Consider the following 26,735-nt stretch of genomic DNA (forward strand, 5'->3'; position numbering starts at 1 on the left):
TTTATTGTAAAATATCCATAATAGATTGTTTTTGTTCTTGATCATATCCCCAACGAACTAAAAACTCTTGATATATACCTTTTTCTTCTTTAATAGTATTCAGTAATAATGCTATTTTTTCTTGAATTTGTGGCATTGATAATTCTTGAATTAAATTCAAACTTCTTTGAGTAACTCTTGCTGATTTTTCCGACATTTCTACATTTTCATTTCTTTCGTGGGTTATTTTCATCGCCGTTGACATGGCAATATTTTTTACTAATAACTCACTAACAATTTCAGGAGAAGTTTTTAAACCTTCAATAATACCTGATGATTTTTGATCAACCATAGCATTATCACTGGTTAAATAAGTAACAAAAAACCCTCTAGCTCCGTTTTCTGATAAAACTAAACATGATACTATAGTTTCTTTTTCTTCTTCTGATAGTTGTGAAATTTGATTGATAAAGTTTTCTGTTAAAGAAATCGCCTCTTCAAAGGTAATATTTTTCTCTGCTGTTAAATTCATAAATATCCTGTCACAATAATCTTATAGTTGCTTACTTTATAACAATTTTAAACAAATTCAGGTGAATTCCTATAACTATTTCCTTATTTTATTACAATAATTATTACATAAAAAATACTAAACCTAAAGAAATTAATAAAAATTAACCTTAAAGATCCCTATCGTGATAAAATTGTGACAAATAATTTCCCAAGAATCTAGCCGTCAAAGTGATCAATACTGAATCAACTCCCATGACAACCATCTCTCAAACCACTGATATTGAGAGTTGTACCCCAGAAGTAAAGGAAGATTCTATGAAAGAGTTTTATCAACTCCGTAATAATCTCCTCATCGGTACTATTTTAATCGCTGTCGTTAGCTTTATTTTAGTTTGGTGGTTTTATAGCTTCAATACTAGCCTCAATTATTTATTAGGGGCTTGTTTCAGTTTGGTTTATGTGAATATGTTGGCGAGGGAAGTTGAAAGAGTTGGTACGTTTAAAAAACGTATTGGAATGACGAGATTGGCGATTTTCATGGGTTTAATTATCGTTGCAACTCAAAGGCAACAACTACAAGTGATTCCGATTTTTCTCGGTTTCATGACTTATAAAGCCTGTATCCTTTTTTATATTTTACCTAGTAGTTTATTGGGCAATCTAAATAAATCAGATAAAAATGGCTAATTTTATGATAAATTGTCAAAGATTCCTAAAATCAGGAAAAATCTTGTTCAATGGACCTTGCAAATACATTAAATCTATTAAACTCTGTTAATTTAGCAGCTATCGAAGTTGGAGAACATTTTTACTGGGAGATCGGTAAATATAAAATACATGGACAAGTATTTCTTGTCTCTTGGTTCGTAATTGGTGTTCTACTTGTAGCTTCAATTGCTGCTACCCGAAATGTTCAAAGAATCCCGACGGGTTTCCAAAATTTTATGGAATACGTCCTTGATTTCTTGCGCGGTTTAGCTAAAGATCAAATCGGTGAAAAAGAATATCGCCCTTGGGTACCTTTTATCGGCACATTATTCTTATTTATATTTGTGTCTAACTGGTCGGGTGCTTTAATTCCTTGGAAGTTGATTGAAATCCCCGAAGGAGAATTGTCCGCTCCGACTGTTGACATCAACACTACCGTAGCATTTGCGTTATTAACATCTTTAGCATATTTTTATGCTGGAATTAGTAAAAAAGGCTTAGGTTATTTCGCTGATTATGCCCAACCTTCTCCCATTATGGTACCTTTCCGTGCCATTGAAGATTTTACTCGTCCTCTTTCCCTAAGTTTCCGTTTATTCGGGAATATTCTAGCGGATGAATTGGCGGTAGGAGTACTGGTTTTATTAGTACCTTTAATTGTACCTTTACCTTTGATGATCCTCGGTTTATTTACTAGCGCTATCCAAGCGTTAATTTTTGCAACCCTAGCGGCTTCCTATATTGGAGAAGCAATGGAAAGTCACGGCGAAGAACATCACGATTAATTTATAGCTAATAGTTAGATTCACTTAATTAACTATAAATTAATGACTATTTTACTTAATATTAGATAGTAGTTTGTACCTTGACAACTTAAGACATATAGTTTTACATTGTTGTCAATAATTTTAGGTACGAAAGTCTGACTAAAATAAGTCATAAAAATAATCAAACTGGCTATCATAAAAACCCAAAATATAGTTAAATACTTTTTGGGATAAAATTAATGACCATTGTGTGATTAACTATCATAAGAGAAAGATTGCTCAATTCGTTCTCTTATAAAAACCAAAAACTAAATTTTTTGTAGTACTAAATTAATTAAAAGGAAAAAGAAAGAATTATGGAACCATTAGTCGCTGCTGCTTCCGTCATCGCTGCTGCTTTAGCTGTAGGTTTAGGAGCTATCGGACCTGGTATCGGTCAAGGTAATGCTGCAGGTCAAGCAGTAGAAGGTATCGCTCGTCAACCCGAAGCTGAAGGTAAAATTCGTGCTACCTTACTTCTTAGTTTAGCGTTCATGGAAGCACTAACTATTTACGGTTTAGTTGTTGCATTAGTATTATTATTTGCCAATCCTTTCGCCTAATAAGTTAATTAGATCTAGGATAACTCAAAGTACAAAATTCAGGTATTAGGTTTTAGGTTTTTCGAGATTTTTTTTTGAGAAATCTGATCCTAAAGCCTAAGTACTGAACAAAATATACAATTGCAGTAATATTTCTAAGCATAATTGCACATTAGAAAAACGGAACAATTAAATTCTGCCCCTAAGTCAAATTATGATGACACAATGGATTTTATTAGCAGAGCAAACCTCAGAAGGAGGATTGTTTGATCTTGATGCTACTTTGCCTTTAATGGCAATTCAGTTTTTACTGTTAGCAACAATACTCAACATCCTTTTCTATAAACCTTTAGGTAAAGCAATTGATGATCGAGCTAGTTATGTTCAAGGTCAAATTGCTCAAGCCAAGAAACAAAAGGAAGAGGCTTTAGCCCTTGCTCAACGATACGAACAAGAATTAAAAGAAGTCCGTAAGCAATCTCAAGGTATTATAAGTACTGCTCAATCTGAAGCTCAAAAAATTGTATCAGATCAGATACAACAAGCCCAGCAAGAAGTAATTGCTGAACGTCAAAAAGCATCAGAAGAAATTGAAGCGGAAAGAGTTGAGGCTTTATCTGCTTTAGAGCAGGAAGTGACAGCTTTAAGCCGACAAATTCTTGAGAAAGTGATCGGCCTTGAATTTGCTCAATAACAAGATAAACAAGAAATGATTGTATAGAATATCTGTACATTCTAATCTCTTGTTTTCTCTCCCATGAAAACGCCTATTAAATATTAATTATGGTGACTTTATTTTATCTAGCCACTGAAGAAGCTGGGGGTGGATTTGGTATAAGTTCAGATATTCTAGGCTCTAACGTGATCAACTTAATTATTATAATTGGGTTGTTGGTAGTATATGGCGGAAAATTCATCAGTAATTTACTCACTCAGAGACAAAACAAAATTGCTGAGGAAATTCAAGAAGCAGAAAATCGTGCCTCCGTCGCTGCTAAAGCATTAGCTGAAGGAAAAGAGAACTTAAATCAAGCTCAAACCAAAGCAAAACAAATCAAATCTGATGCACAATCCACTGCTGAAAAACTCCGGGAGGAAATTTTAGCACAAGGACAAAAAGATATTGAAAGAATGAAAGCTACCGCAGTGCAGGAATTAGATTCCGAAAGAGCAAAAGTTGTAGCCGGTTTGAAAAAAAGAATTGCTGTATTAGCCCTTGAAAAAGCAGAACAGCAGTTACGAGAAACCGTGAAGGATGAAAACGTCCAAGGTAAGCTCATTAGTCGTGCTGTAGAGCAGTTAGGAGGTTAAATTTATGCAAAGTGCAGTTACCGCCGAAGTCGTAGAGCCTTATGCTGAAGCCCTAATGTCCCTAGCGAAAAGTCAAAATTTAGTAGATGCCATTAGTCAAGATGTGCGCTCTTTAATTAATTTAATTCAAGAGTCTGCGGAATTAAAAACTTTTTTGATTAGCCCATTAGTCAAGGCAGAGGACAAAAAAGCCGTTATTAGAACAGTAGTAGGAGAGCAAATTAATCCTTTTTTGCTCAATTTTTTGCTGTTATTAGTTGATAAAAGACGTATTAGCTTTATTGAAGGAATTTGTGGGAAATATCTCGAAATTCTACGGAAGTTGAATAACGTTGTTTTAGCCCAAGTTACCTCCGCAGTTAGATTGTATGAGGGTGAATCTGAAAAATTAGTCACTAAGATCAAAAATCTTACAGGGGCCGCAGGTGTAGAAATTGAGACTAGAATTGATCCTGATATTATTGGTGGTGTAATCATCAAAGTTGGTTCTCAAGTTTATGATGCTAGTCTCAAAGCACAATTACGCCGTATCAGTCTCAATATACTCTCTGCTAACTAAAATAACACCTCTCAAGGGTTTACTACAAACTGTTCGTAGTATTTAAAATCATAAACCATCACAGGTTTATTAAAAAAACGATCAATTGTATTAACAAGCAAACTTTTAAATATAAGTCGCTAAAAATAAGAAATTATGATCAGACCAGACGAAATTGCTAGTGTTATTCGCCAACAGATTGAATCTTACGATCAAGAAATTAAGGTTTCTAATGTCGGAACTGTCTTACAAGTTGGCGACGGTATCGCTCGTGTCTATGGCTTGGATAAAGTCATGTCAGGAGAACTCGTAGAATTTGAAGACGGTACTATTGGTATCGCCCTTAACCTTGAACAAGATAATGTTGGGGTTGTTTTAATGGGTGATGGTATCGGGATTCAAGAAGGTAGTAGTGTTCAATCTACTGGTAAAATTGCTCAAATTCCAGTAGGTGACGTTTTAGTTGGTAGAGTTTTAGATGCTTTAGCTCGTCCTATTGACGGTAAAGGGGATATTGTTTCTACCGAGACTCGCTTAATTGAGTCTAATGCCCCTGGTATTGTTGATCGTAAATCTGTTTGTGAACCTATGCAAACTGGTATTACCGCTATTGATGCGATGATTCCTGTGGGCAGAGGTCAACGAGAATTGATTATCGGCGATCGCCAAACTGGTAAAACTGCTATTGCGGTAGATACTATCATTAACCAAAAATCGGAAGATGTTATTTGTGTTTATGTAGCCATCGGTCAAAAGGCTTCTACTGTTGCTAGTGTAGTGGATACTTTAAGAGAAAAAGGTGCTTTAGATTATACGGTAATCGTAGCGGCTAATGCTAACGCTCCTGCTACTTTACAATATTTAGCTCCTTATACTGGGGCGGCCATTGCTGAATACTTCATGTATAAAGGAAAAGCCACCCTCGTAATTTACGATGACTTATCTAAACAAGCTCAGGCTTACCGTCAAATGTCGTTACTATTACGTCGTCCTCCCGGTCGTGAAGCCTACCCCGGAGACGTATTCTACTTACATTCTCGCTTATTAGAAAGAGCAGCAAAATTAAGTGATGAGTTAGGAGGTGGTAGTATGACCGCATTACCTATTATCGAAACTCAAGCAGGAGACGTATCCGCTTACATTCCTACCAACGTAATTTCTATTACCGATGGTCAAATTTTCCTCTCTTCTGACTTGTTTAACTCTGGTTTCCGTCCAGCTATCAACGCTGGTATTTCAGTATCTCGTGTGGGATCTGCGGCTCAAACCAAAGCCATGAAACAAGTTGCGGGTAAACTAAAATTAGAATTAGCTCAGTTTGCTGAATTAGAAGCATTTTCTCAATTCGCTTCGGATTTAGATGCGGCAACTCAAGCACAATTATCTAAAGGGCAACGTTTACGCCAGTTACTCAAACAACCTCAAAACTCTCCTTTAGCCATTTGGGAACAAGTAGCTCAAGTATATAGCGGTATCAATGGTTTATTAGATGATATTGCCGTAGAAGAAGTGGTGGAATTTGTGGCTAGTTTAAGAAGTTACATCAAAAACAACAAGCCCAAGTTTGTGGAAATTGTCAGTAATGAGAAAAAATTAACTGACGAAGCAGAAACTTTGTTAAAAGAAGCCATCGTTGAAGCTAAACAGGCTTTCTCTGCTTAATTGATTAATTAGTCTGTAATTTGTGGTGGGCATTGCCCACCTATGCAGATTTTTCCATTACTAATAACTAATTTTTAATTATTAATTAATATTATGTCTAATTTAAAAGCGATACGAGATCGTATTGACTCGGTAAAAAATACTAAAAAAATTACTGAAGCAATGCGTTTAGTAGCAGCAGCGAAAGTTAGAAGAGCTCAAGAGCAAGTTACTGCAACTCGCCCTTTTGCTGATACTTTAGCACAAGTGCTTTACGGCTTACAAAATCGTCTCCGTATGGAAGAAACCGATTTACCTTTACTTAAACAAAGAGAAGTTAAAACTGTTGCTTTATTAGTCGTAACGGGAGATCGTGGATTATGTGGAGGATATAATACAAACATAATCAAAAGAGCTGAACAAAGAGCGGCAGAATTAAAAACCCAAGGTATTAACTATACTTACATAACGGTAGGTAGAAAAGCTAGTCAATATTTTCAACGGAGAAATGAGCCTATTGCTCAAAAATATTTTGGTTTAGAGCAAATTCCTTCGGCTAAAGAATCTGCGGCTATTGCTGATGAGTTATTATCTTTGTTTTTCTCGGACACCGTTGATCGAGTAGAATTAATTTACACTCGTTTCTTATCTTTAATTAGTTCTAAACCTGTTATTCAAACTTTACTACCTTTAACTCCTCAAGGTTTAGAAGTCCATGACGACGAAATTTTCCGCTTAACTGTGCGTGGTGGTAATTTTCAAGTGGAAAGAGAAACTGTCGCTAATTCTGTGGGTAACTTTCCTCGTGATATGATTTTTGAACAAGATCCCGTTCAAATTCTGGATTCTCTTTTACCTTTATACATTAATAATCAACTTTTGAGATCATTACAAGAATCTGCTGCTAGTGAATTAGCCGCTAGAATGACTGCTATGAATAACGCCAGTCAAAATGCTAGTGATTTGATGAAAACTTTGACTCTTTCTTATAATAAAGCTCGTCAATCATCTATTACGCAACAAATTCTGGAAGTTGTTTCTGGTGCAAATGCCTTGGGTTAATATTCGGAAATATTATCTCATCTTCCGCCCCTCTCTTCACGGAGAAGGGTTTTTTTATTATTTTACTTCTTTTGTTTTATTTACTGACTAGATTTTGAGGTTATAAAACCTGATAATGGTTCTTTCACTGGTTTTCCTACTTCCCGAGGATATTGTTTAGGAGTAATTCTTGTTTTTTCGATATAGATACAATGACGAATATGATTCTTTATAGGTGTATTTTTATTAATAATTTTCGTTATTTTTCCTCCTAATTGATCAGCAATTTTTTCGGTTATTTCTTTTTCTTCTTCAGATAAATTTCCTCTATATAAAATAGCAATTCCTCCAAGTTTTAGTAAAGGTAAACTATATTCTAAACATACAGAAATTTCGGCAACCGCTCTAATTAAGGCAAAATCATATTGTTTTCTATAGTTTTTATCTTGTCCAATAATTTCTGCTCTATTAACTAATGTCTCGATATTTTTTAACTTTAACTTATGGGAAAAATCATTAATAAATTTAATTTTTTTATTGGTAGAATCCATTAACGTTAATTTTGCTTCTGAAAATGCGATCGCAATAGGCAACCCGGGGAATCCTCCTCCTGTGCCAATATCAATAATTTTTTTATTGCTTAAATCATATTCTAAAATTGGTGCTAAAGAATCCCATAAATTTTTTTCCCAAAATTCTTCAATAGTAGTAATTCTGGTTAAATTTAAGTATTTATTAATAGCTAATATTTCATTATATAATTCTTGAAATAAGTTTAATTCTTCTAAAGAGGGTGTCCAATTTGTCGTATTTTGCCACAATTGTTCATAAGTGGGTAAGAGATTATTTTCTATCATAAATAAAGCTACTGAATCATAATTTTAAAAGTTTTACTTGCTTATTTTACTGTGAAATAATAAGTTTTTAACTATACACTTATAAATGATTTGTAAGAATTTTCACCCCTAACCTCCAATTTTTTGGGAAATTAACTAATTATTTTCTTACGACTCAAATAAGATTACTATAGCTCATCAATAATTAAATTTTAAAAAATAAAATGAGGACATATACAATGGGGAAAAAACACGAAAATTATGAAATTCTTAATTTAATAGGTTATGGTTTATCAAAGTTTAATCATGATTTTATAAAAGAATTTGGCTTTGAAACAAAAACGGCTTTTTATCAATATTGCATCAGTGTAGGAATTTGTAAAACTGTTGGTATTGTAAAAAATAGAATGGATTTATTTGATTATTTTTTTCCTGATAATGGACGCAAAGGATGGTGGCAAAAAGGAGATGCTTACATTCATAGAAAAATTCAAATAGATTCTTTATTTGGTGATGCTGACGTTATTTCTTATGCAAATATTATCAAACTTTATTTAAAAGAAAATTTTAAAATCCAAGATTTATCTTTAAAAGAGAATCCTTTAATCAAATCTAAATTTAAACAACTTCAAATGACTGGTTTAGAAGCCGAATTATACTTTTTAAATAATTTTAAATCCCTTGATTTATTTCGAGAAGGAAAAATTGAAGATGCAAGACTTTATGGAGATGGTTATGATTTTCAAATCAATGTAAATAATAATTTTTTTTTTATTGAAGTAAAAGGAATTAGAGAGAAAAAAGGGAAGTTTAGATTAACCGAAAATGAGTATCAAAAAGCGAAAGAATATCAAAATCAATATATTTTAAGTGCTATTTTAAATTTGAATGAAATTCCTATTATTAAACTAATCGAAAACCCTATTAATAATTTAGATTTTAAAAAAGTATCTGTTCAACAAAAAATCAAAATTGAATATTATTTATATAATCCAATCTTTATTGAAGCATTTTAGGAAATTAATTTATATATTTATTTTTAATTACTTTTATATTAAAATATATAATTATCAATTATGATTCATCTTAGGGGTGTTTATACAAAAGAAAGATTGTAAAATTATATACTAATTGAAAAAATACTCAAGACGCAAGAAAACCATCAGAAAAGAGGTTATAAATTGGATATACAAATTTTAAGGAGATATTACCGTTGGCTAAAGAAAGATTGGACGTATTATTGACACAGAAACAATTGTGCGACACAAGAGCGATGGCACAAAAACTGATTAGAGCTGGAAAAGTAAGGGTAAAACAACATATTATTGATAAACCGGGTACATTAATTGATATTGAAAGTTTCATTGAAGTAGAAGCAAAACCGCCTTTTGTCTCTAGGGGAGGAGAAAAATTAGTCAAAGCCTTAGATGAATTTAACATAAATATACAAGGGAGAATTTGCCTTGATGGTGGTATTTCTACAGGAGGATTTACTGATTGTCTTTTTCAAAAAGGAGCAAAAAAAGTTTATGGTGTGGATGTAGGATATGGACAAGTAGCTTGGAATATAAGACAAGATGAGCGTTTAATATTATTTGAAAGGACTAATTTTCGCAATCTTACCGTAGAAAAACTTTATCAAAACGAGGAAAAGGCAGATTTAGCCGTCATGGATTTATCTTTTATCTCTTTAACCAAAGTTTTAGGCAAATTATGGGATTTTTTAGCATCACCGAAAGATATTATCTTATTAGTCAAGCCTCAGTTTGAAGTAGGTAAAGATAAAGTCGGTAAAAATGGCGTGGTGAGAGATTCTCGTTTACAAGCAGAAGCTATTTACCAAGTTTTGATGGAAGGAGTTAAATTAGGTTGGCAATATCAAAGTTTAACATGGTCTCCCATAACTGGCCCTGCTGGAAATATTGAGTTTTTATTATGGCTCAATGAAACGAAAGAAAATGATCCTCCGACTCTTCAAATGATCGAAGAATTGACCAGTAATAGCCAAAAACAGTTAAAAATGAGTAATTAATTATTATTTACTTAATTCATAACCGTTTCTTTAGAAATATCTTTACTGGTTATGGGTTGACTCTTCGGTTTTTGGGATTGTCCCGAAGCATTGGAAGATAAAGATTGATCTAAAGTAATTTTGATTTTAGGACCAGAACTAGCTAAACGGATGATCATACCATCTTTAACCAATACTTTATTAATTTTTTTGCCATTAATGAAAGTACCATTAGAACCTAAATTGATTAACGCCCAATCATCCCCTCGTGGTCTAATTTCAAGATGATGACGAGATACGACTGCACTATAAAGAACTACCTCATTGTCATTAGCTCTTCCAATTCTAATTACTGAATTTGGCTCAAAATTCCATTTTTGAACTGCAATTGATTTGAGAGGATGTAAAAGAGTTAAGGTAATCACCGACGTTTCATCTGAGTAAAGATTATTTCTTTTGTTATAAGTCAAATAGAAGGTTTTTAACAAGTTTGACTCGATACACTCTCATATTTTACATGATTTAGTTCATAGTTGATACTTCCTAATCATTTAGGATCAATTTAAAAGCATTTAGGAACAACTAATAGAGATCCACAATAATCCATAAGATGGTTTTAAAATATAAAACTTTGATTAGTTTTAGCTGATGAAAGAATAATTGTTAATTGTTAACCATTAATTTTTATAATAGCCCTGCGTTAGATAATCCTAAAATAAAACCAGCTCCCAAAATATGACCAAAACTAAGGGTTGCTAATAATTCTGGTAAGCCAAATTTTTTCCATAAAGATGGTTTTTCTACAGGTAAATCAGGACCTATTCCTGCTTTTTGAATGGCAAATCGTCCGATAAAAACTGCTAATAAATTCGCTGTAATCATTATTATTGCTACATTAAGATTCCATTCTACCGTCTGAGGAATATTGGCTAAAAGGTTATCTGATAGTAAAAGATTCATCGTGCTAATTTAATTTGATTTATGTTAACTATTTTTGTTATGTTAGTAGCTATGGTGCTTTTTTGTTGATTCTCTTAAAGATTATTAATCATTTTTATTCCTGAAGTTTGACTTATTTTTTATTATGCGCGTCAAAATATGTGGTATTACTACCTTAGAACAAGGTTTAGCCATTATTAATTTAGGAGCTGACACTCTTGGCTTTATCTGTGTTACACAATCTCCTCGATATGTTAATAATGAAATCATCAAAAATATTATTCTACAATTACCGAAAGAAATAAGTAAGATAGGTGTATTTGTGAATGAGAATATCGAAAATATTATTAAAACTGTGCAAGAAACAGGATTAACAGGAATACAGTTACATGGAGACGAAAATCCAGCTATTTGCGCTCAATTAAGAGAATTTTTGCCAGATATTGAAGTTATTAAAGCCTTTCGTTATCAAAATTCAGAGTCTCTAGCTTTATTAGAAAGTTACATCCCCGTCATTGATACAATTTTATTAGACGCTTATGAGGAAGGGATTTACGGTGGTACAGGAAAGACTTTTAACTGGTTACATTTAGCAGATTTTCGCCCTTCTCGCCCTTGGTTATTAGCAGGAGGCATTAATCCTGATAATGTTTTAAGTGCCTTAGAAAATTTAAAATGTGATGGTATCGATGTATCTAGTGGTGTCGAAATCAGCGCAGGAAATAAAGATTTAGAAAAAGTTAAACAATTATTTCAACAGTTAAATAGCGTTAAAAACGAACTTTATTCTTCAAATTGACCAAAAAATGAGCATATTTAAGGTAATTTTTGCCTAATCCACGCTTTTCTAAACCATAGGGAATATTAGCTTCATCAAGAATCCACTGAGTATAAGTATTACTATTAGGACCTGGGTAATAACGATAAACATAATTATAAGGATATTGTGAAGAACTTTCTCGAATAATTTTGGTTAAAATTTCTGCCTCTTTTCCTTGCCACTGAGTTTCTCGCCAACTATCGCCGTTACCTACTCCTTGAGTAATAGTCATGAGATTTTGATGTAAATGTCCCCAACTTGACATGACTAAATCTTTACTTTGCCAAATTTCCCAACGTTCACTATAACTTTTTTCGTGAATCACAAACCAATAATGTACTGCAATTAAACCCAAATAAGGAATTTTTGCAGCCCTTAAATCAACTTTTAAGTTCATAAAAAGGTAAAGAATAATGTAGAATAAAATCCGTACTTATTTTTTAAGATAAGTTCTCGTCGTCATTGTAATAGATTTAGACTCGTGAGGAGTAATGTTTAACCTGATAACCGCAGTAACTCGATTAACAAAAAAATCATCAAATCCTAAAAATCTCTCTTTTTCATCGGGTTTGCTGATAAGTATCTTAACTGTTATTATCACTAATAGTTTAATCCTTGTCAAACCGAAATTAGTACAAGCGCAAACTATTCCCGTAACGGCATCTTGGCGACAAGCATCTTTTCCTGTGGAGAATTTTCAGGCTTATACTTCTGGTTTTGGTTATAGAATACACCCTGTAACAGGTAGCAGACAATTTCATCAAGGTTTAGATTTAGCCGCCCCTTTAGGTAGTTATGTTCGTAGTTGGTGGAGTGGGCAAGTCGTAGGACTTTCAGATCATACAGCTTGTGGTACGATGATTAAAATTCAATCAGGAAATTGGACTCATATCTATTGTCACTTAATGGGAACTGTAGAAAACACAGCAAAAGGAACAGTTTTAGTTGATCGTAGTGGTGGAGTTGTATTGTGGCAAGGACAAAATGTCCCAGCAGGTGCGAGAATTGGAAGAGTAGGGATGACAGGAAGAACTACAGGTCCTCACTTACACTGGGGGTTAATGTATAACGGTAATTATGTTAATCCTGCTGATGTGTTACGTCAAATGTTCGCCCAAAAAATTTAGAAGGTTAAGAATAAAATAACGAATATTTAGCAATTACTAATATAAAAAATATTTTCTCTATTAATCATTAGATAAAAGCTCAAAAAAACTATCCTCTAAATCATAACCAAAAATTTGTGTCATAGCTTTAAGTCGAGAATTCCCCTTGAGATTTTGCTGTTTTAACCAAGTATAAAGGATAAAAGTTTTTCCCATAATAAAAATATCAAGAGCTTCAGAATTATATTGTATTCCTTCCGTACGATTAAAGCTGTGAGGCACAAGCATCGCCGTATATCTAGCTAATTCACCATCACGCCAATTTAGACAAAAAGGCAACCAAGGATAACGACTATCTAAGGCTATAAACCAAAGTCTTATTTCTGGTATTTCTGATAATTCACGAGGATCATTTTTTTCTTGAGGATAATCAATATTAAATACTATTTGTTGTTCTAATGTTAAAATTTCTTGACGTTTTTCTAAGTCTTTAATAACTATTTCTACGGGAGATAAATCTAATTGATTAATGTGATTTTCGTTAATTTTAATATCAATAGTCATAATAATTCGGGGTTGCTGAAAAAGTGCTTTGGTGAGGTTAGAAGATAAAAAATGAGAAATTATTATTTATGATTAATTCCAAGCTGGATGAGAAAATAAAGCATCAATAACTCTAACACCACGCAATTGATTTGATAAGGGTAAATGTCCTGTTGGTGCGCTTAAATCCCAGATAAATTCTTGAGGATATTTTGTCCATTTATTCCCTGCTTTCCATTGTAATTTTTCCCATAATTGTGGATAGTTTTTTCCTAAAGATAACCACATTTGACGCTGAATTTTATAACCAAATTTTCCTTCGGAATATACCTGCCAAAGTATATCTATTAATTGTAAATCTGCTATGGAAATTTTCTCAATTTCGGTGAAATAAACCCACTTTCTTTCTATAGCTGTTTTTCCGACTAATTCGCATAATTTTACTCTGGTTAATGCGTCTGCTTCTTGATATTTTTGATTAATTAGTAATTGTTGTAAATCGTTAAAATCAACGTTTTTTTCTGAAGTTAATTTAACTATACCTTTAGGAAAATATAGATTAATAAATTTTTTATTTTCTTCTTTATTGTCTTGTTTTAATAATTGATAAATCTTACCATTAATAGGATTAGGTTGATCTTTATTATTGAATAAAAACTCTCTTAAAAATTGGTAGCCATCATCTCCTTGATTTATAAATTCGTTGATAAGGGATAATTTATTTTTATCTGAGGTTTGATTAAATTTTTCTTTTAATATGTCTAAATCACTCATTATTGATTAATTTTAAAGTTATTTATTATAGTATTTATATGATATAATTTAGTTTAATAATTTTATATAAACTTGTTATATTTTAGCTTAATTATCAGGTTTATAGGGAAAAGTTAACCAGATAAACATAAGTCAATAAAATAGCAATTATTGCTCCCATAAGAGTATTTAAAACATTAACTATTTCATTAGTTAACCAGTTAAATTTAGTTTGTAAAGTTGCTCCAATTAAACTCTCTAAATTAGTAGCGATAAAGGCAGATATTAAACAAATAATTATCCCCATACCATCAATCATGTTGATACCATAACCTAATAAAGCAATGGCAATACTAGCAATAATACCAGCAATAGTACCTTCAACACTGATTGCCCCTTCAGTGCCTCTAGGTACTGGTTTAAGAGTGGTAATCAAAAAAGTGTTTTTACCGTAGGCTTTTCCGATTTCACTAGCACAAGTATCAGATAATTTGGTGGCAAAACTAGCGACATAACCGATAACAAAAAAATGTTGCCAAGAAAGAGGGGCAAAAACATAACCTAAAGCACATATTGTGGCAATTAAGGCACTTCCCCAGACATTTTCAGGGCCTCGAACCCCTGAGCGTTTTTCGGCTATGCCTTCGGCTTCCTTCTGCTTGATACCTACTTTAGTAATTCCTGAGCCTACTAAAAAATAAAACATCACTACCAAATAACCTTGCCACTGAAAACAACCCCAAACAATCATTCCTAAAACCCAAGCATTTAGATAACCCATAACGGTTAATAATTTTTTGGGAGAAATTAAGGCGATAATGATAAGAAAAGTATTTAAAATAGTGGCAATTAACCAAGAATTAGACCAATCAAAGTTAAGATTTATCATAGTTATTTGGTAAGTTTTAAAGATGCTTTTTTTTGATAAATTTGTGATTAAACAGCCACAGGTTGAGATAAATAACCTAGTTTTTCTAAACTTTGTAATACTTTATTTACGCTTTCCTCTAATTCCTCTAAGTCAGTGCGACACTCAATTTCAGGGTTAGTAGGAGGTTCGTAAGGATCACTAATACCTGTAAACAGTTTAATTTCACCACTACGCGCTTTTTTATATAAACCTTTAACATCTCTACCTTCACAAACAGATAAAGGAGCGTTAACAAAAACTTCAACAAAGTTACCGATTTTTTCTCTAACTTCTTCTCTAATAGCACGATAAGGAGAAATAGCAGATACAATAACAATAACACCGTTACGAGTCAGAAGATTAGAAACAAATCCAATACGGCGGATATTCTCGTCTCTGTCTTCTTTGCTGAAGCCTAATCCTTTCGTTAAGTTTGTGCGTACTATATCACCGTCTAAGACTTCTAATTTATAGCCTTTTTCTCTTAATTTTATCTCTACTTGTTGACTGATAGTGGTTTTTCCAGCACCGCTTAAGCCAGTAAACCAAATAGTTACGCCTTTTTGTTCCATGATCTTGATTATATTGATTAATTATAGGACGTTATATCCCTAAAGTATTTTACAAGGGTAAGAAGCAATTAACAATTAGCAGTTAAAAATTAGTTATTCTAATCGGAAAGTTTAATTCTATATCTAGTTTTATTTTTTTGTAGCTTTTGATTCTCTAACTAATCCTGATGTAACTATTGTGACAAGGAAATTTTCAAGAAATTAATAAAAAAAAATTATGATGCAGTCACTAAAACTTGATTTTCAGTTTTGCCTTTTTTACTGGTTTTTTCTCTCAATGCTACTAACAATGAGTCAACATTTGCCTTAGCATCGCCAAAAAGCATTTTGGTATTTTCTTTGTAGAATAAGGGATTATCTACTCCTGCGTAACCAGTAGCTAAACTACGTTTCATTACAATAGAGCTTTGAGCTTTCCAGACTTCTAAGACAGGCATACCTGCAATAGGGCTATTTGGATCTTCTAATGCGCTAGGATTAACAGTATCATTAGCACCGATAACTAACACTACGTCTGTATCGGGAAAATCTTCGTTAATTTCATCCATTTCTAACACGATGTCATAAGGCACGTTAGCTTCTGCTAATAAAACATTCATGTGACCGGGTAAGCGCCCTGCGACAGGATGAATCCCAAAACGCACGTTAACTTTACGACTTTTTAAAATTTTGGTAATTTCAGAAACGCCATGTTGAGCCTGAGCGACAGCCATACCATAACCCGGTGTGATAATCACACTTTTAGCATCAATTAATAAATCGGCAACTTCGTCAATATTCGTTGCAACGACTTCCCCAACTTCTTGGTTAACATTGGAGGTAATAACTTTATTGCTTCCTTCCCCAAAACCGCCTAAAATTACGCTGATAAAAGAGCGATTCATGGCTTTACACATGATATAACTCAGGATAGCACCACTACTACCAACTAACGCACCAGTAATAATTAACAAGTCGTTACTTAACATGAAACCTGCTGCTGCTGCTGCCCAACCTGAATAACTGTTTAACATGGAGATAACCACAGGCATATCAGCGCCACCGATAGCGGCAACTAGATGAATACCTAATAAACAAGCAATACCCGTCATGATGAGTAAAGGTTGTAAGCCAGATTCGGTGTTAAGAAAGTCATAACCGAAATAAATAATTGCGCCTAACATCCCTAAGTTGAGAAAATGTCTAGCAGGTAACATGAGGGATTTTGAACTAATGATAGCGCGTAGTTTACCAAAAGCCACTATCGAACCAGTAAAAGTAACTGCGCCAATGAAGACACCGATATAAATTTCGATTTGATGGATAAATTCTTCTGCACCAATTAATCCAGATTCGGGTTGTAAATAGTTACCGACTCCCACCAAAACGGCGGCTAAACCAACAAAACTATGTAAGATTGCCACTAATTCTGGCATGGATGTCATAGCGACTCGACTAGCTAAAATTGCACCAATAATCACGGCAGGAATAATAGCAGTAATTAGGGTTGCATAATTTGTCACATTGGCACTAAAAGCTGTAGCTATAAATGCGATCGCCATGCCTGAAATACCGTAAATATTGCCTCTTGTGGCGGTTTCTTGGTTAGATAAACCGGCGAGACTGAGAATAAATAAGGCACTAGCGGTGATGTAGGCAACTGTTATGAGGTTACTTGTCATAAATATTTAATAAAATAGTTTTAGTAATTGACAATAGAGAATTAATAATGCTCTAATAATAGGTTATTCAATTTATGGATGTTTAATTGTTAAGAATCTTTTTAAGATATATTTATTTATTGATTTTTATTTATTGTAAAACATAAATTTGTATGAAATAGATATACTTAAACATAATTTAGTCATTAAAAAATGAAATTATTAATATTAACCAAACAAGAAATAAACGCTTTTCTTTGGATATTAGGAATATCTCTTTTTGGTTTAATCAGCTTATTTCAAGCTAACACATTATATTTAGTAAATTCAACAATCCGTTTACAAAAAATTAAGGCATCTAAAACGGAAACTAAATCACGCTTCATAAATTACCTCTGCGGTGGTTAAGATTTCTTTTTTTCTAATCCAATTACTACTTCTCTTTAAATTATCCTTAAAAATTATATCTATATCTCGATTAACTAAGTTTTTTAAATCTGTTTCCATCAACTGAAAAAAAGTCAAATTTAACTTAACATCTGATGATAAAGTAATCAAAAAATCAATGTCACTATCAACATTAAAATCATCTCTTAAAATTGAACCAAAAACAGCTAATTGTTGAATTTTAAACCGTTGACAAAATTTAATTATTATATCTTCAGATATTTCTAAACTACTGTCAATTTTTTGTTTGAGATTCTCTAATTTATAATTAGTTATCATTAATAAAAATTATTTTATTTCAATTACATTTTAAAATATTTAACTTAAATATTAATTGTTAATTGTCCAATTATTAGCTTATTTTCTAAACATTTTAAGCATTCTTTGAGTAACGAGAAAACCACCTGAAATATTAATTGTGCCGACTAAAATTGCGATCGCACCTAATATACTTGTAGCTGAACCTGATTCACCAGAAATCTGCAACATACCACCAATGATAATAATGCCACTGATAGCGTTAGTTACACTCATTAACGGCGTATGTAAAGCTGGGGAAACATTCCAGATAACTTGCCAACCGACAAAAACTGCAAGAATAAAGACAGTAAAGTGAGACAAGAAAGATTCAGGTGCGCCAATACCGATACCAATTAAAGCTAAAACAGCTAAAATTGCCCATAATAAACCGCTATTGCTTTTCTTCTCTTTCTTACTCTCAGAAGTAACGATTTTTGCCTCTGCTTTAACGGTAGCGGAAGGTTGAGCAATTTTTGGCGGAGGAAAAGTCACATCTCCTTCATAAGTTACTAATGCACCTCTAATTACTTCATCCTCAAGATTAACAGTGTAATTATCATTACCTCCCATATCCTTAAGTAAATGCCATAAATTTGTGCCGTAAAGCTGACTAGATTGACTTGCCATGCGACTAGGTAAATCCGTTAAGCCGATAATTGTCACTCCGTTATATTGATAAATTTCGTTAGGTTTTGTAACCTCACAGTTACCACCTTGCTCGGCGGCTAAGTCAACAATAACACTACCTTGACGCATACTACGCACCATTGCTTCGGTGATGAGTTTGGGGGCAGGTTTACCCGGAATTAAGGCAGTAGTGATAATAATATCGACTTCTTGGGCTTGTTGGGCAAATAAAGCCATTTCCGCATCGATAAATTCTTTACTCATAGTTTTAGCATAACCGCCCTCTCCTGAGCCATCTTCAGCAAATTCTAACTCTAAAAATTCACCCCCTAAACTCTCAATTTGCTCTTTTACTACCAGTCTAGTATCAAATGCCCTTACTATAGCACCTAAACTTTTGGCAGTGCCAATGGCTGATAATCCTGCTACTCCTGCACCAATTACCATTACTTTTGCTGGAGGCACTTTTCCTGCGGTGGTAATTTGCCCTGTAAAAAATCTACCAAAGTTATTAGCAGCTTCAATTACAGCCCGATAACCTGCGATATTTGCCATACTGGATAAAGCATCTAATTTTTGTGCCCGACTAATTCTAGGCACAGCATCCATAGCGAATACCGTTGCTTTTTTCTGTGATAATTCTGTTAATAATTCAGGATTTTGAGCAGGATAAATAAAGCTAATTAAAGTTTTATTATTATCTAATAAGTTTACTTCTTCTTTTTGAGGGGGACGCACTTTTAAGATAATATCCGCTTCCTGCCACAATTGTTCTCTATTATCAATAATTTTACACCCAATTTCTTTATAAGAAAGATCACTAAAACTGGCTTTTTCTCCTGCATTCGTCTCAACTAAGACGGCAAAACCAAGTTTTTGTAATTTAGTCGCTGTGTCTGGAGTAGCAGAAACTCGACATTCCTGAGGATAAATTTCTCTAGGAATACCTATTTTTAAAGCTATTTTTTGAGAATCAATTGTTTTATCATCTGTCATAATTCTTTGATTGGTAAATTCTTTTATTTTTACTCTTATTTTTGTCATCGTAAAATGATTATAAAATTTTGGTGCTTAATTTAAACTTCTTTTACTAATTGAGCTTTTATTTTTTACAATTCTTTACTTATTTCTAGTTATTTACTTTAAAAACCAGCTATAGCATTTAACCAAAATCTTAAATTATTCTTAATTTTTCCTCATCATGATAATTATTAAAAAATTCCTTAAAAAAATTTTAAATCTGTTTATTCATTAATTTTATGTTATCTTTACTTTTTACTTAATCTTGGTCATAGTTTAAATCATGAAATTATTTAAAAAATATCCTCTCATTATCACCGTTAGTTTTCTTCTCCTTAGTTGTGGTTTTCAACCCTCTTCTGTTTCTAGTAATGATGAAAATATCTCCTCAGAAATTACTCCCATTGATAATACTTCTCTTGCCCAAAATCTTCCCATAGGTGCTAAATTAATAATTGATGATCAAGAAATTGACTTAGAAATCGCTGAAACTCCTGAGCAACAAAGCATTGGTTTAATGTATAGAGATGTAATTCCTCCTAATCGTGGAATGTTATTTCCTTTCAATCCCCCTCAAACCGTTAGTTTTTGGATGAAAAATGTCTCTATTCCCCTTGACATGATTTTTATTTCTGAAAACGTAGTTAAACATATTACTACCGCCCCACCATGTAAAGTTGAACCTTGTCAACTCTATAATTCTAATGTACCAATTGATCAAGTTATTGAGTTAGCTAGTGGTAGAGCAAATGAACTAAATATCAAAGTTGGCGATCGCATAAAACTCGAAATATTAGAGAGTAAAAAAAATAATTAAAATTAATTAACCAAATTTTAATGAACAGGGTTATAATATTCTATCTAAATAATAAAAGAAAAAAGCTATTTGAATTGCAATAATCTGTTCAAGGAAAAACTAATTTTGCAACTTGTTAAGATTTATCAATAAATTCCGATGCAATAAAAGCATAAGTGAACTGTTAATTATATATAAGTAAGATAAATTTACGTTATAAAAAACAGCACGAAAAATCTATTATATATTTACTTATCGTATCAAATACAATATTACATTAGTAAAAATAGATACATTTATTATATGTATTTTTAGGAAAAATTTTCTCATAACTATAAATTAGGGAAAGAAAAATTGTCATATTTATATCTCTTTTTTTATAATTATCTCAAATTTAAGTCTCATTTTATTATCAATTTTAAAAACTTTTTAAACAACATTTTTAAATTAAAAATTAATTTTATGCCTAGTGTAACTTATCATCGTTTTATAAAATTTTTGCAAGAAGAAATCAATCTACCGCAAGATTCCATAGCTATTGCTCAACGTTCTGTAGATCAAAATTTAGGTTTAATTCCTATGGTATTATGGCAATATGGACTGATAAACTTAGAACAATTGGACAGAATTTATGATTGGTTAGAAACCTATTAAAACATAGTTTATTATTGTTTTTTAAGATAATTTTTATCAATATCAAATAAATAAAAATAAGTTACTTTTTTTATGAAAAATAGCAGTAGTGAACAATATCTTTAGTTTATGAAATTACTCAGAGTTTAAAGGAAAAATCAACGATTTTAACTGTGCTAAAATTGACTTTCTAAACTTTATCGATGAAATAAAGACTCTAAGTATTTTTGTTCTGCTCCAAAATCTCAGCTTTATACTTAATCAATTCGACAAATTTATATACAAATCTTAATTGTGAGTCGGAAGAAAATAATCAGTTAATTTCCCTAGGAAGGCAAAAATCCTCATTAATAGTTTAGTTAGGAATCTTGAAATAACAGGAATATGATTGATAATAAAAGAAAAATTGTCCAGTAACGTTAGTAACTATAGATCAAAAAATTAATTACTTTCTGCCCTTAATGACTAATACTAAGTAATTCTGAGAAATTAACCTAAAAATTCTTAACATAAGTTAACATAGAATTTAACAATAGTAAAAAAAGTTCAAAACTCAGATTAATAAGAGTAACTGATAAAATAATCTTAAATATATTAGGAGACTATCCACTTGTGAGTAAGAATAATAAAAAATGGCGTAATGTCGGACTCTATGCAATTTTAGCTGTAGTTGTGGTTGCTTTAGGTACGGTGTTTTTAGATCGCCCTCAAACAAATCAACTAAGCTGGAAATATAGTCAGTTTATTGACGAAATTCAAGGAAATAAAGTTGAAAGAGTTAATTTGAGTGCAGATCGTACCGTAGCAGTAGCAACAGCTAGAGATGGACAAAGATACTTAGTTAACTTGCCCAATGATCCTCAATTAATTGATATTTTATCCAATAACAACGTAGATATTTCTGTTTTACCTCAGAGCGAAGAAAGTTTCTGGTTTAGAGCCTTAAGTAGTTTATTTTTCCCCATTTTATTGTTAGTCGGATTGTTTTTCTTACTCCGTCGTGCTTCTAGCGGCCCTGGCTCTCAAGCGATGAATTTTGGTAAATCTAAAGCTAGAGTACAAATGGAACCTCAAACTCAAGTTACTTTCGGGGATGTAGCAGGAATTGAACAAGCAAAATTAGAATTAACTGAAGTTGTTGACTTTCTCAAAAATGGTGAACGTTTTACTGCCATTGGTGCAAAAATTCCCAAAGGTGTGTTATTAGTAGGACCTCCGGGTACTGGTAAAACCCTTTTAGCCAAAGCCGTTGCAGGGGAAGCAGGTGTTCCTTTTTTCAGCATTTCTGGTTCAGAATTTGTAGAAATGTTTGTTGGTGTTGGTGCTTCTCGTGTTCGTGATTTATTTGAACAAGCTAAACAAAACGCCCCTTGTATCGTATTTATCGATGAAATCGACGCAGTAGGTCGTCAACGGGGTGCAGGTTTAGGCGGTGGTAACGATGAACGGGAACAAACCCTCAACCAATTATTAACAGAAATGGATGGTTTTGAAGGTAACACTGGTATTATTATCGTCGCTGCTACTAACCGCCCTGATGTCCTTGATTCGGCTTTATTACGTCCCGGACGTTTTGATCGCCAAGTAGTAGTAGATCGCCCTGATTTTGCCGGCCGTGCTGAAATTCTTAATGTCCATGCCCGTGGTAAAACTTTAGGTGCTGATGTGGAATTAGAAAAAATTGCCCGTCGTACTCCCGGATTCACTGGTGCAGATTTATCTAACCTTCTCAATGAAGCCGCTATTTTAGCCGCTCGTCGTAACTTAACTGAAATTTCTATGGACGAAATTAACGACGCAATTGATCGTATTTTAGCTGGTCCTGAGAAGAAAAATCGGGTCATGAGCCAAAAACGCAAAGAATTAGTAGCTTATCATGAAGCAGGACACGCTTTAGTAGGTGCTTTGATGCCAGACTATGATCCTGTTCAAAAAATCAGTATTATCCCCCGTGGAAGAGCAGGAGGCTTAACTTGGTTTACTCCTAGTGAAGATCGCATGGAATCTGGTTTGTATTCTCGTTCTTACTTACAAAATCAGATGGCTGTAGCTTTAGGCGGACGTATCGCTGAAGAAATCATCTTCGGTGAAGAAGAAGTAACTACTGGTGCATCTAACGATTTACAACAAGTAGCAAGAGTCGCCCGTCAAATGATTACCCGTTTCGGCATGAGCGATCGCCTTGGTCCTGTAGCATTAGGTCGTCAAAATGGTAACGTATTTATGGGACGTGATATAGCATCAGATCGAGATTTTTCTGATTCTACCGCTTCGGCTATTGATGATGAAGTGAAAAAATTAGTAGATCAAGCATATCAAAGAGCGAAACAAGTATTAGTAGAAAATCGTACAATTTTGGATAAGTTAGCTGATATGTTGATTGAAAAAGAAACCGTTGACGCTGATGAGTTACAAGATATTCTTAACAATAGTGAAATCAAAATGGCAGCTATTGCATAAAATACTGATGCTAATTCTAGCAGCTCGTTTTCATTAAATATGTCCCTAAATCCCCAATTTTGGGGACTTTTTTTTACTAATTTTGAAAATTTACATATTTATTACTATTATATAAACTAATTTTCTGGGGTTATAACTTCATTAATTTTACCTAAAAAATAGTCCTCTTTATATTTAAGATTACGAGAAATTTCTAAGGCTTTTTGAAAAGATTTAATAGCTGAAGAAGAATCTTGTTTTTGACGATAAATTATACCCATAGAATCATAACTATTCATTAAACCATAAAGATTATAAGAAAGTTGTTGCACTTTAATTAATTCTTGATAAATAGCCAAAGCTGAATCTAATTGCTCATATTCTTGATATAGTTTCGCTAATTTTTGTAAAGAATCTCCTGCTACGGCGTATTGTTTTAACTCCCATGCCATATTAAAGGCTTCTTGATAAGATTTTGTTGCTTCTTCAGGTTTTTTCAAAGTTTTATAATCATCACCGATGGCAATTTTTAAAATAGATAAAGCTAATAAATTTTGATTTTTGAGATAACTTTGGGCTAATTCTTGTTTATATTTAAGGGCATTTTCTGGTTGAATAATTGCACTATTAATTTCTGCTAATTTTCGTAAATAAATTCCTTCTGCTAAATAGTCTTGATTGATTCTGGCTATAGTTAATAACTCTTCATAAATCGGTTGAGCACGATAATAATCAAACTTAGCAAAATAGAATTGTCCTAGTTTATCTAAACTGATTTTTATTTTATCAGGCTCATTATTTAAACGAGCTAATTCTAAATTTTTTTGATTGATAGTAATAGATTTATCTAAATTATGTAATCCTTCATAGGCATCTATAAATAATGGTAAAAGCTCAGAATTTATCTCATTATTATTCGTAGATTCAGCCTCAACAATTAATAGTCTTTCTGTTAAAAAAGTAATATCTTCATTGCGACTTTTTTCCCAAGCAATTTTACCAACTTTACTAATCATTTTCACTTCAGAATCTACTCCTAAAGCTCTACTTAAATTAATGGCTCGATACCATAAACCAAAAGCTAAATCAACATTACCAGCTAATAATTCACTATCGGCTAAAGTATCTAATTCCGTTATTTTTTCTTGGATTCTTTTTCTTTCTAATTTTGTTAAATCTCGATTTATTTTAGGTAATAATTCATCTTCAAAATTAACTAAAAGAGGATTGATTTTTTCAGGAATTTGAGCAAAAGTTATTTGCGGTGGAAAACTAATTATTAATAACAGAGAAAAAAAACAATTATTGACAATTTTGTTAGTAAATAAATTCATAAAATTATAAGCTATTGTTGACGATAAACCCTTTATGTTCAATAACATTCAGAAAAATCTGATTAGACTTAAGTATTTTAACGTGAACGAAAAGTCAGTTTTATAAATACAAGGGAATAATAATGATAAGATAACTATTGCGATGTATAACCATTAAATAAAATTATCGCAAAAGATAAGGTAAATCATATATTTAATTAAGATGGCAAAAGTTTTAGTATCAGACTCCGTAGATGAAGCAGGAATTAAAATTCTTTCTCAAGTGGCTCAAGTAGATATAAAAACAGGATTATCTCCCTCTGAGTTAGCTGGAATTATTGGTGAATACGATGCTTTAATGATTCGTTCTGGTACTCAGGTAACACAAGAAGTAATTGAAGCTGCTAATCAATTGAAAATTATTGGCCGTGCTGGGGTGGGGGTTGATAACGTAGATGTACCTAGTGCTACTCGTAAAGGTATTGTCGTAGTTAATTCCCCTGAAGGAAATACCATAGCTGCAGCCGAACACGCTTTAGCAATGATGCTTTCTCTTTCTCGTCATATTCCAGATGCTAACGAATCGGTAAAAGCGAAAAAATGGGATCGTAAAAATTTCATGGGTACAGAAGTTTACAAAAAAACTTTAGGTGTCGTTGGTTTAGGAAAAATTGGCTCTCATGTTGCTAAAGCAGCAAAAGCCATGGGTATGAAAATTTTAGCTTATGATCCTTTTATATCCCAAGAAAGAGCGAATCAATTAGGTTGTACTTTAGCAGATTTAGACACTATTTTTACTGAATCTGACTATATTACTCTTCATGTACCCAAAACCAAAGAAACCACTAACCTCATTAATGCTACTGCTTTAGCCAAAATGAAGCCTAGTACCCGCATTATTAACTGTTCTCGTGGCGGTATTATTGATGAAGATGCTCTCTATGAGGCATTAGTTAATGGACAAATTGCAGGGGCTGCTTTAGATGTATTTGCCTCTGAACCTTTAGGAGAATCTAGGTTAAGAGAGTTAGGTAGTAATGTTATTTTAACTCCTCATTTAGGTGCTTCTACGGCGGAAGCTCAAGTTAATGTTGCCATTGATGTAGCAGAACAAATTAGAGATGTAATTTTAGGATTACCTGCTCGTAGTGCCGTTAACATCCCCGGATTAAACCCCGATGTGATGGAAAAACTCCGTCCTTATATGCGTCTTGCGGAAACTTTAGGTAATTTAGTGGGACAATTAGCAGGGGATAGAATCGAAAGTTTTACGGTCAAGTTACAAGGTGATTTAGCTGATAATAATAGTCAACCCTTAGTGGTTGGGGCGATTAAAGGTTTACTCTCTAACGCTTTAAGAGAAAGAGTTAATTATGTTAATGCCGCCATTGAAGCAAAAGAAAGAGGCATTCATGTGATTGACAGTCGAGATGCTACAATCAAAGACTATAGTAATTCTATCTATTTAGAAGCTACGGGTACAAAAGGCACTCATTCGGTTCGAGGTGCGTTACTTAATGATGGTGAAATTCGTATTACTAACTTAAATGATTTTCCTGTTAACGTTTTGCCTAATAACTATATGCTGTTTACTTTACATAGAGATATGCCGGGTATTATTGGCAGAATAGGCTCTTTGTTAGGTAGTTTTAATGTAAATATTGCTAGTATGCAAGTGGGTCGTAAAATTGTTCGTGGTGATGCTGTCATGGTATTAACCATTGATGATCCTTTACCTGAAGGTATTTTAGCCGAAATCATTAAAGTTTCTGGAGTTACCGATGCTTATACTGTAAGCCTTTAATAATAGTAATGAATAATGAATAGTGAATAGTGAATAGTGAATAGTGAATAGTGAATCAAAAATCTAGATATTAAGTCTGATTCAGTGATACACATAACATACTTACTTTATAATTCAAGTAAGTTAATTACCTTTGTTACTGTTGAG

Annotated in this window: 29 protein-coding genes; 16 read left to right on the top strand and 13 right to left on the bottom strand. The window is 32.8% G+C overall.

Annotation, left to right across the window (positions count from 1 at the left end):
* Window position 1: 1 nt before the first annotated feature.
* Window positions 2-511 carry a hypothetical protein gene (locus ACEW8E_RS09310; RefSeq protein WP_373480062.1) on the bottom strand — a complete coding sequence of 170 codons (510 nt, stop codon included), beginning with the start codon at window positions 509-511 and terminating at the stop codon, window positions 2-4.
* Window positions 512-807: 296 nt separating this feature from the next.
* On the opposite strand from ACEW8E_RS09310, the gene ACEW8E_RS09315 reads away from it, so the two are divergent.
* From ACEW8E_RS09315 to ACEW8E_RS09350, 8 genes are all read left to right on the top strand, one after another.
* On the top strand, window positions 808-1,179 hold the full coding sequence (locus tag ACEW8E_RS09315; protein ID WP_373480098.1) for an ATP synthase subunit I: 372 nt from the start codon (window positions 808-810) through the stop codon (window positions 1,177-1,179).
* A gap of 50 nt (window positions 1,180-1,229) precedes the next feature.
* Entirely contained in the window at window positions 1,230-1,985 is a 756-nt protein-coding gene (atpB, locus tag ACEW8E_RS09320; protein ID WP_373480063.1) for a F0F1 ATP synthase subunit A, read from the top strand.
* Window positions 1,986-2,323: 338 nt separating this feature from the next.
* Window positions 2,324-2,569: an ATP synthase F0 subunit C gene (atpE, locus tag ACEW8E_RS09325; RefSeq protein ID WP_373480064.1), complete on the top strand. Its 246-nt coding sequence runs from the start codon at window positions 2,324-2,326 to the stop codon at window positions 2,567-2,569.
* Between the two features lie 196 nt (window positions 2,570-2,765).
* A complete protein-coding gene (locus tag ACEW8E_RS09330; RefSeq protein WP_373480099.1) occupies window positions 2,766-3,242 on the top strand; it encodes a F0F1 ATP synthase subunit B' in 477 nt (158 codons plus the stop codon).
* An 89-nt stretch (window positions 3,243-3,331) separates the two neighbouring features.
* Window positions 3,332-3,859, top strand: coding sequence for a F0F1 ATP synthase subunit B (locus ACEW8E_RS09335; RefSeq protein WP_373480065.1), 528 nt, complete (start codon window positions 3,332-3,334; stop codon window positions 3,857-3,859).
* 4 nt (window positions 3,860-3,863) lie between these two features.
* Window positions 3,864-4,418 (top strand): ATP synthase F1 subunit delta, encoded by a 555-nt coding sequence (gene atpH / locus ACEW8E_RS09340; protein WP_373480066.1) that lies wholly within the window; start codon window positions 3,864-3,866, stop codon window positions 4,416-4,418.
* Window positions 4,419-4,553: 135 nt separating this feature from the next.
* Entirely contained in the window at window positions 4,554-6,059 is a 1,506-nt protein-coding gene (atpA, locus tag ACEW8E_RS09345; RefSeq protein WP_373480067.1) for a F0F1 ATP synthase subunit alpha, read from the top strand.
* Between the two features lie 93 nt (window positions 6,060-6,152).
* The gene (locus ACEW8E_RS09350) at window positions 6,153-7,100 is read left to right on the top strand and encodes a F0F1 ATP synthase subunit gamma (protein ID WP_373480068.1); all 948 of its coding nucleotides are present in this window, start codon (window positions 6,153-6,155) and stop codon (window positions 7,098-7,100) included.
* An 80-nt stretch (window positions 7,101-7,180) separates the two neighbouring features.
* Here ACEW8E_RS09350 and rsmG read toward each other — a convergent pair whose 3' ends face one another.
* The gene (rsmG, locus tag ACEW8E_RS09355; RefSeq protein ID WP_373480069.1) at window positions 7,181-7,936 is read right to left on the bottom strand and encodes a 16S rRNA (guanine(527)-N(7))-methyltransferase RsmG; all 756 of its coding nucleotides are present in this window, start codon (window positions 7,934-7,936) and stop codon (window positions 7,181-7,183) included.
* Between the two features lie 203 nt (window positions 7,937-8,139).
* On the opposite strand from rsmG, the gene ACEW8E_RS09360 reads away from it, so the two are divergent.
* Window positions 8,140-8,931, top strand: a complete 792-nt coding sequence (locus tag ACEW8E_RS09360; RefSeq protein ID WP_373480070.1) for a DUF3883 domain-containing protein — start codon at window positions 8,140-8,142, stop codon at window positions 8,929-8,931.
* 197 nt (window positions 8,932-9,128) lie between these two features.
* Window positions 9,129-9,947: a TlyA family RNA methyltransferase gene (locus ACEW8E_RS09365; RefSeq protein ID WP_373480071.1), complete on the top strand. Its 819-nt coding sequence runs from the start codon at window positions 9,129-9,131 to the stop codon at window positions 9,945-9,947.
* 11 nt (window positions 9,948-9,958) lie between these two features.
* Here the strand turns inward: ACEW8E_RS09365 and ACEW8E_RS09370 are convergent, their stop codons facing one another.
* On the bottom strand, window positions 9,959-10,351 hold the full coding sequence (locus ACEW8E_RS09370) for an FHA domain-containing protein (protein ID WP_373480072.1): 393 nt from the start codon (window positions 10,349-10,351) through the stop codon (window positions 9,959-9,961).
* Window positions 10,352-10,610: 259 nt separating this feature from the next.
* Window positions 10,611-10,886, bottom strand: a complete 276-nt coding sequence (gene psaK / locus ACEW8E_RS09375; protein WP_373480073.1) for a photosystem I reaction center subunit PsaK — start codon at window positions 10,884-10,886, stop codon at window positions 10,611-10,613.
* A 124-nt stretch (window positions 10,887-11,010) separates the two neighbouring features.
* Here psaK and ACEW8E_RS09380 point away from each other — a divergent pair, with 124 nt between their 5' ends.
* Window positions 11,011-11,664, top strand: a complete 654-nt coding sequence (locus ACEW8E_RS09380; RefSeq protein ID WP_373480074.1) for a phosphoribosylanthranilate isomerase — start codon at window positions 11,011-11,013, stop codon at window positions 11,662-11,664.
* On the opposite strand, the gene ACEW8E_RS09385 is transcribed toward ACEW8E_RS09380, so the two are convergent.
* On the bottom strand, window positions 11,636-12,082 hold the full coding sequence (locus tag ACEW8E_RS09385) for a DUF3750 domain-containing protein (protein ID WP_373480075.1): 447 nt from the start codon (window positions 12,080-12,082) through the stop codon (window positions 11,636-11,638). The genes ACEW8E_RS09380 and ACEW8E_RS09385 overlap by 29 nt on opposite strands.
* A 94-nt stretch (window positions 12,083-12,176) precedes the next feature.
* Between ACEW8E_RS09385 and ACEW8E_RS09390 the strand changes: the two genes are divergently transcribed.
* A complete protein-coding gene (locus tag ACEW8E_RS09390; protein ID WP_373480076.1) occupies window positions 12,177-12,812 on the top strand; it encodes a M23 family metallopeptidase in 636 nt (211 codons plus the stop codon).
* 60 nt (window positions 12,813-12,872) lie between these two features.
* On the opposite strand, the gene ACEW8E_RS09395 is transcribed toward ACEW8E_RS09390, so the two are convergent.
* The 7 genes from ACEW8E_RS09395 to pntA all read right to left on the bottom strand — a co-directional run bounded on the left by ACEW8E_RS09395 (window position 12,873) and on the right by pntA (window position 19,579).
* Window positions 12,873-13,355 carry a CRR6 family NdhI maturation factor gene (locus ACEW8E_RS09395; protein WP_373480077.1) on the bottom strand — a complete coding sequence of 161 codons (483 nt, stop codon included), beginning with the start codon at window positions 13,353-13,355 and terminating at the stop codon, window positions 12,873-12,875.
* A gap of 72 nt (window positions 13,356-13,427) precedes the next feature.
* Window positions 13,428-14,108, bottom strand: a complete 681-nt coding sequence (locus ACEW8E_RS09400) for a GUN4 N-terminal ARM-like repeat domain-containing protein (protein WP_373480078.1) — start codon at window positions 14,106-14,108, stop codon at window positions 13,428-13,430.
* Between the two features lie 100 nt (window positions 14,109-14,208).
* Window positions 14,209-14,976, bottom strand: coding sequence for a TIGR00297 family protein (locus tag ACEW8E_RS09405; RefSeq protein WP_373480079.1), 768 nt, complete (start codon window positions 14,974-14,976; stop codon window positions 14,209-14,211).
* A gap of 47 nt (window positions 14,977-15,023) precedes the next feature.
* A complete protein-coding gene (gene cysC, locus ACEW8E_RS09410) occupies window positions 15,024-15,569 on the bottom strand; it encodes an adenylyl-sulfate kinase (RefSeq protein ID WP_373480080.1) in 546 nt (181 codons plus the stop codon).
* Window positions 15,570-15,784: 215 nt separating this feature from the next.
* A complete protein-coding gene (pntB, locus tag ACEW8E_RS09415; protein WP_373480081.1) occupies window positions 15,785-17,230 on the bottom strand; it encodes a Re/Si-specific NAD(P)(+) transhydrogenase subunit beta in 1,446 nt (481 codons plus the stop codon).
* A gap of 354 nt (window positions 17,231-17,584) precedes the next feature.
* A complete protein-coding gene (locus tag ACEW8E_RS09420; protein ID WP_373480082.1) occupies window positions 17,585-17,935 on the bottom strand; it encodes a nucleotidyltransferase family protein in 351 nt (116 codons plus the stop codon).
* Between the two features lie 78 nt (window positions 17,936-18,013).
* Window positions 18,014-19,579 carry a Re/Si-specific NAD(P)(+) transhydrogenase subunit alpha gene (gene pntA / locus ACEW8E_RS09425; protein WP_373480100.1) on the bottom strand — a complete coding sequence of 522 codons (1,566 nt, stop codon included), beginning with the start codon at window positions 19,577-19,579 and terminating at the stop codon, window positions 18,014-18,016.
* A gap of 307 nt (window positions 19,580-19,886) precedes the next feature.
* Here pntA and ACEW8E_RS09430 point away from each other — a divergent pair, with 307 nt between their 5' ends.
* From ACEW8E_RS09430 to ftsH3, 3 genes are all read left to right on the top strand, one after another.
* Window positions 19,887-20,420, top strand: coding sequence for a DUF192 domain-containing protein (locus ACEW8E_RS09430; protein WP_373480083.1), 534 nt, complete (start codon window positions 19,887-19,889; stop codon window positions 20,418-20,420).
* 441 nt (window positions 20,421-20,861) lie between these two features.
* Window positions 20,862-21,053: a DUF2949 domain-containing protein gene (locus ACEW8E_RS09435; protein WP_373480084.1), complete on the top strand. Its 192-nt coding sequence runs from the start codon at window positions 20,862-20,864 to the stop codon at window positions 21,051-21,053.
* A 591-nt stretch (window positions 21,054-21,644) separates the two neighbouring features.
* The gene (gene ftsH3 / locus ACEW8E_RS09440) at window positions 21,645-23,492 is read left to right on the top strand and encodes an ATP-dependent zinc metalloprotease FtsH3 (protein ID WP_373480085.1); all 1,848 of its coding nucleotides are present in this window, start codon (window positions 21,645-21,647) and stop codon (window positions 23,490-23,492) included.
* A gap of 116 nt (window positions 23,493-23,608) precedes the next feature.
* Here ftsH3 and ACEW8E_RS09445 read toward each other — a convergent pair whose 3' ends face one another.
* Window positions 23,609-24,805, bottom strand: a complete 1,197-nt coding sequence (locus ACEW8E_RS09445; RefSeq protein WP_373480086.1) for a tetratricopeptide repeat protein — start codon at window positions 24,803-24,805, stop codon at window positions 23,609-23,611.
* A gap of 202 nt (window positions 24,806-25,007) precedes the next feature.
* Here ACEW8E_RS09445 and serA point away from each other — a divergent pair, with 202 nt between their 5' ends.
* Window positions 25,008-26,588, top strand: coding sequence for a phosphoglycerate dehydrogenase (gene serA / locus ACEW8E_RS09450; protein ID WP_373480087.1), 1,581 nt, complete (start codon window positions 25,008-25,010; stop codon window positions 26,586-26,588).
* The last annotated feature ends 147 nt before the right edge of the window (window positions 26,589-26,735 follow it).

The sequence above is a fragment of the Geminocystis sp. genome (assembly GCF_041753295.1).
Classification (GTDB): Bacteria; Cyanobacteriota; Cyanobacteriia; order Cyanobacteriales; family Cyanobacteriaceae; genus Geminocystis.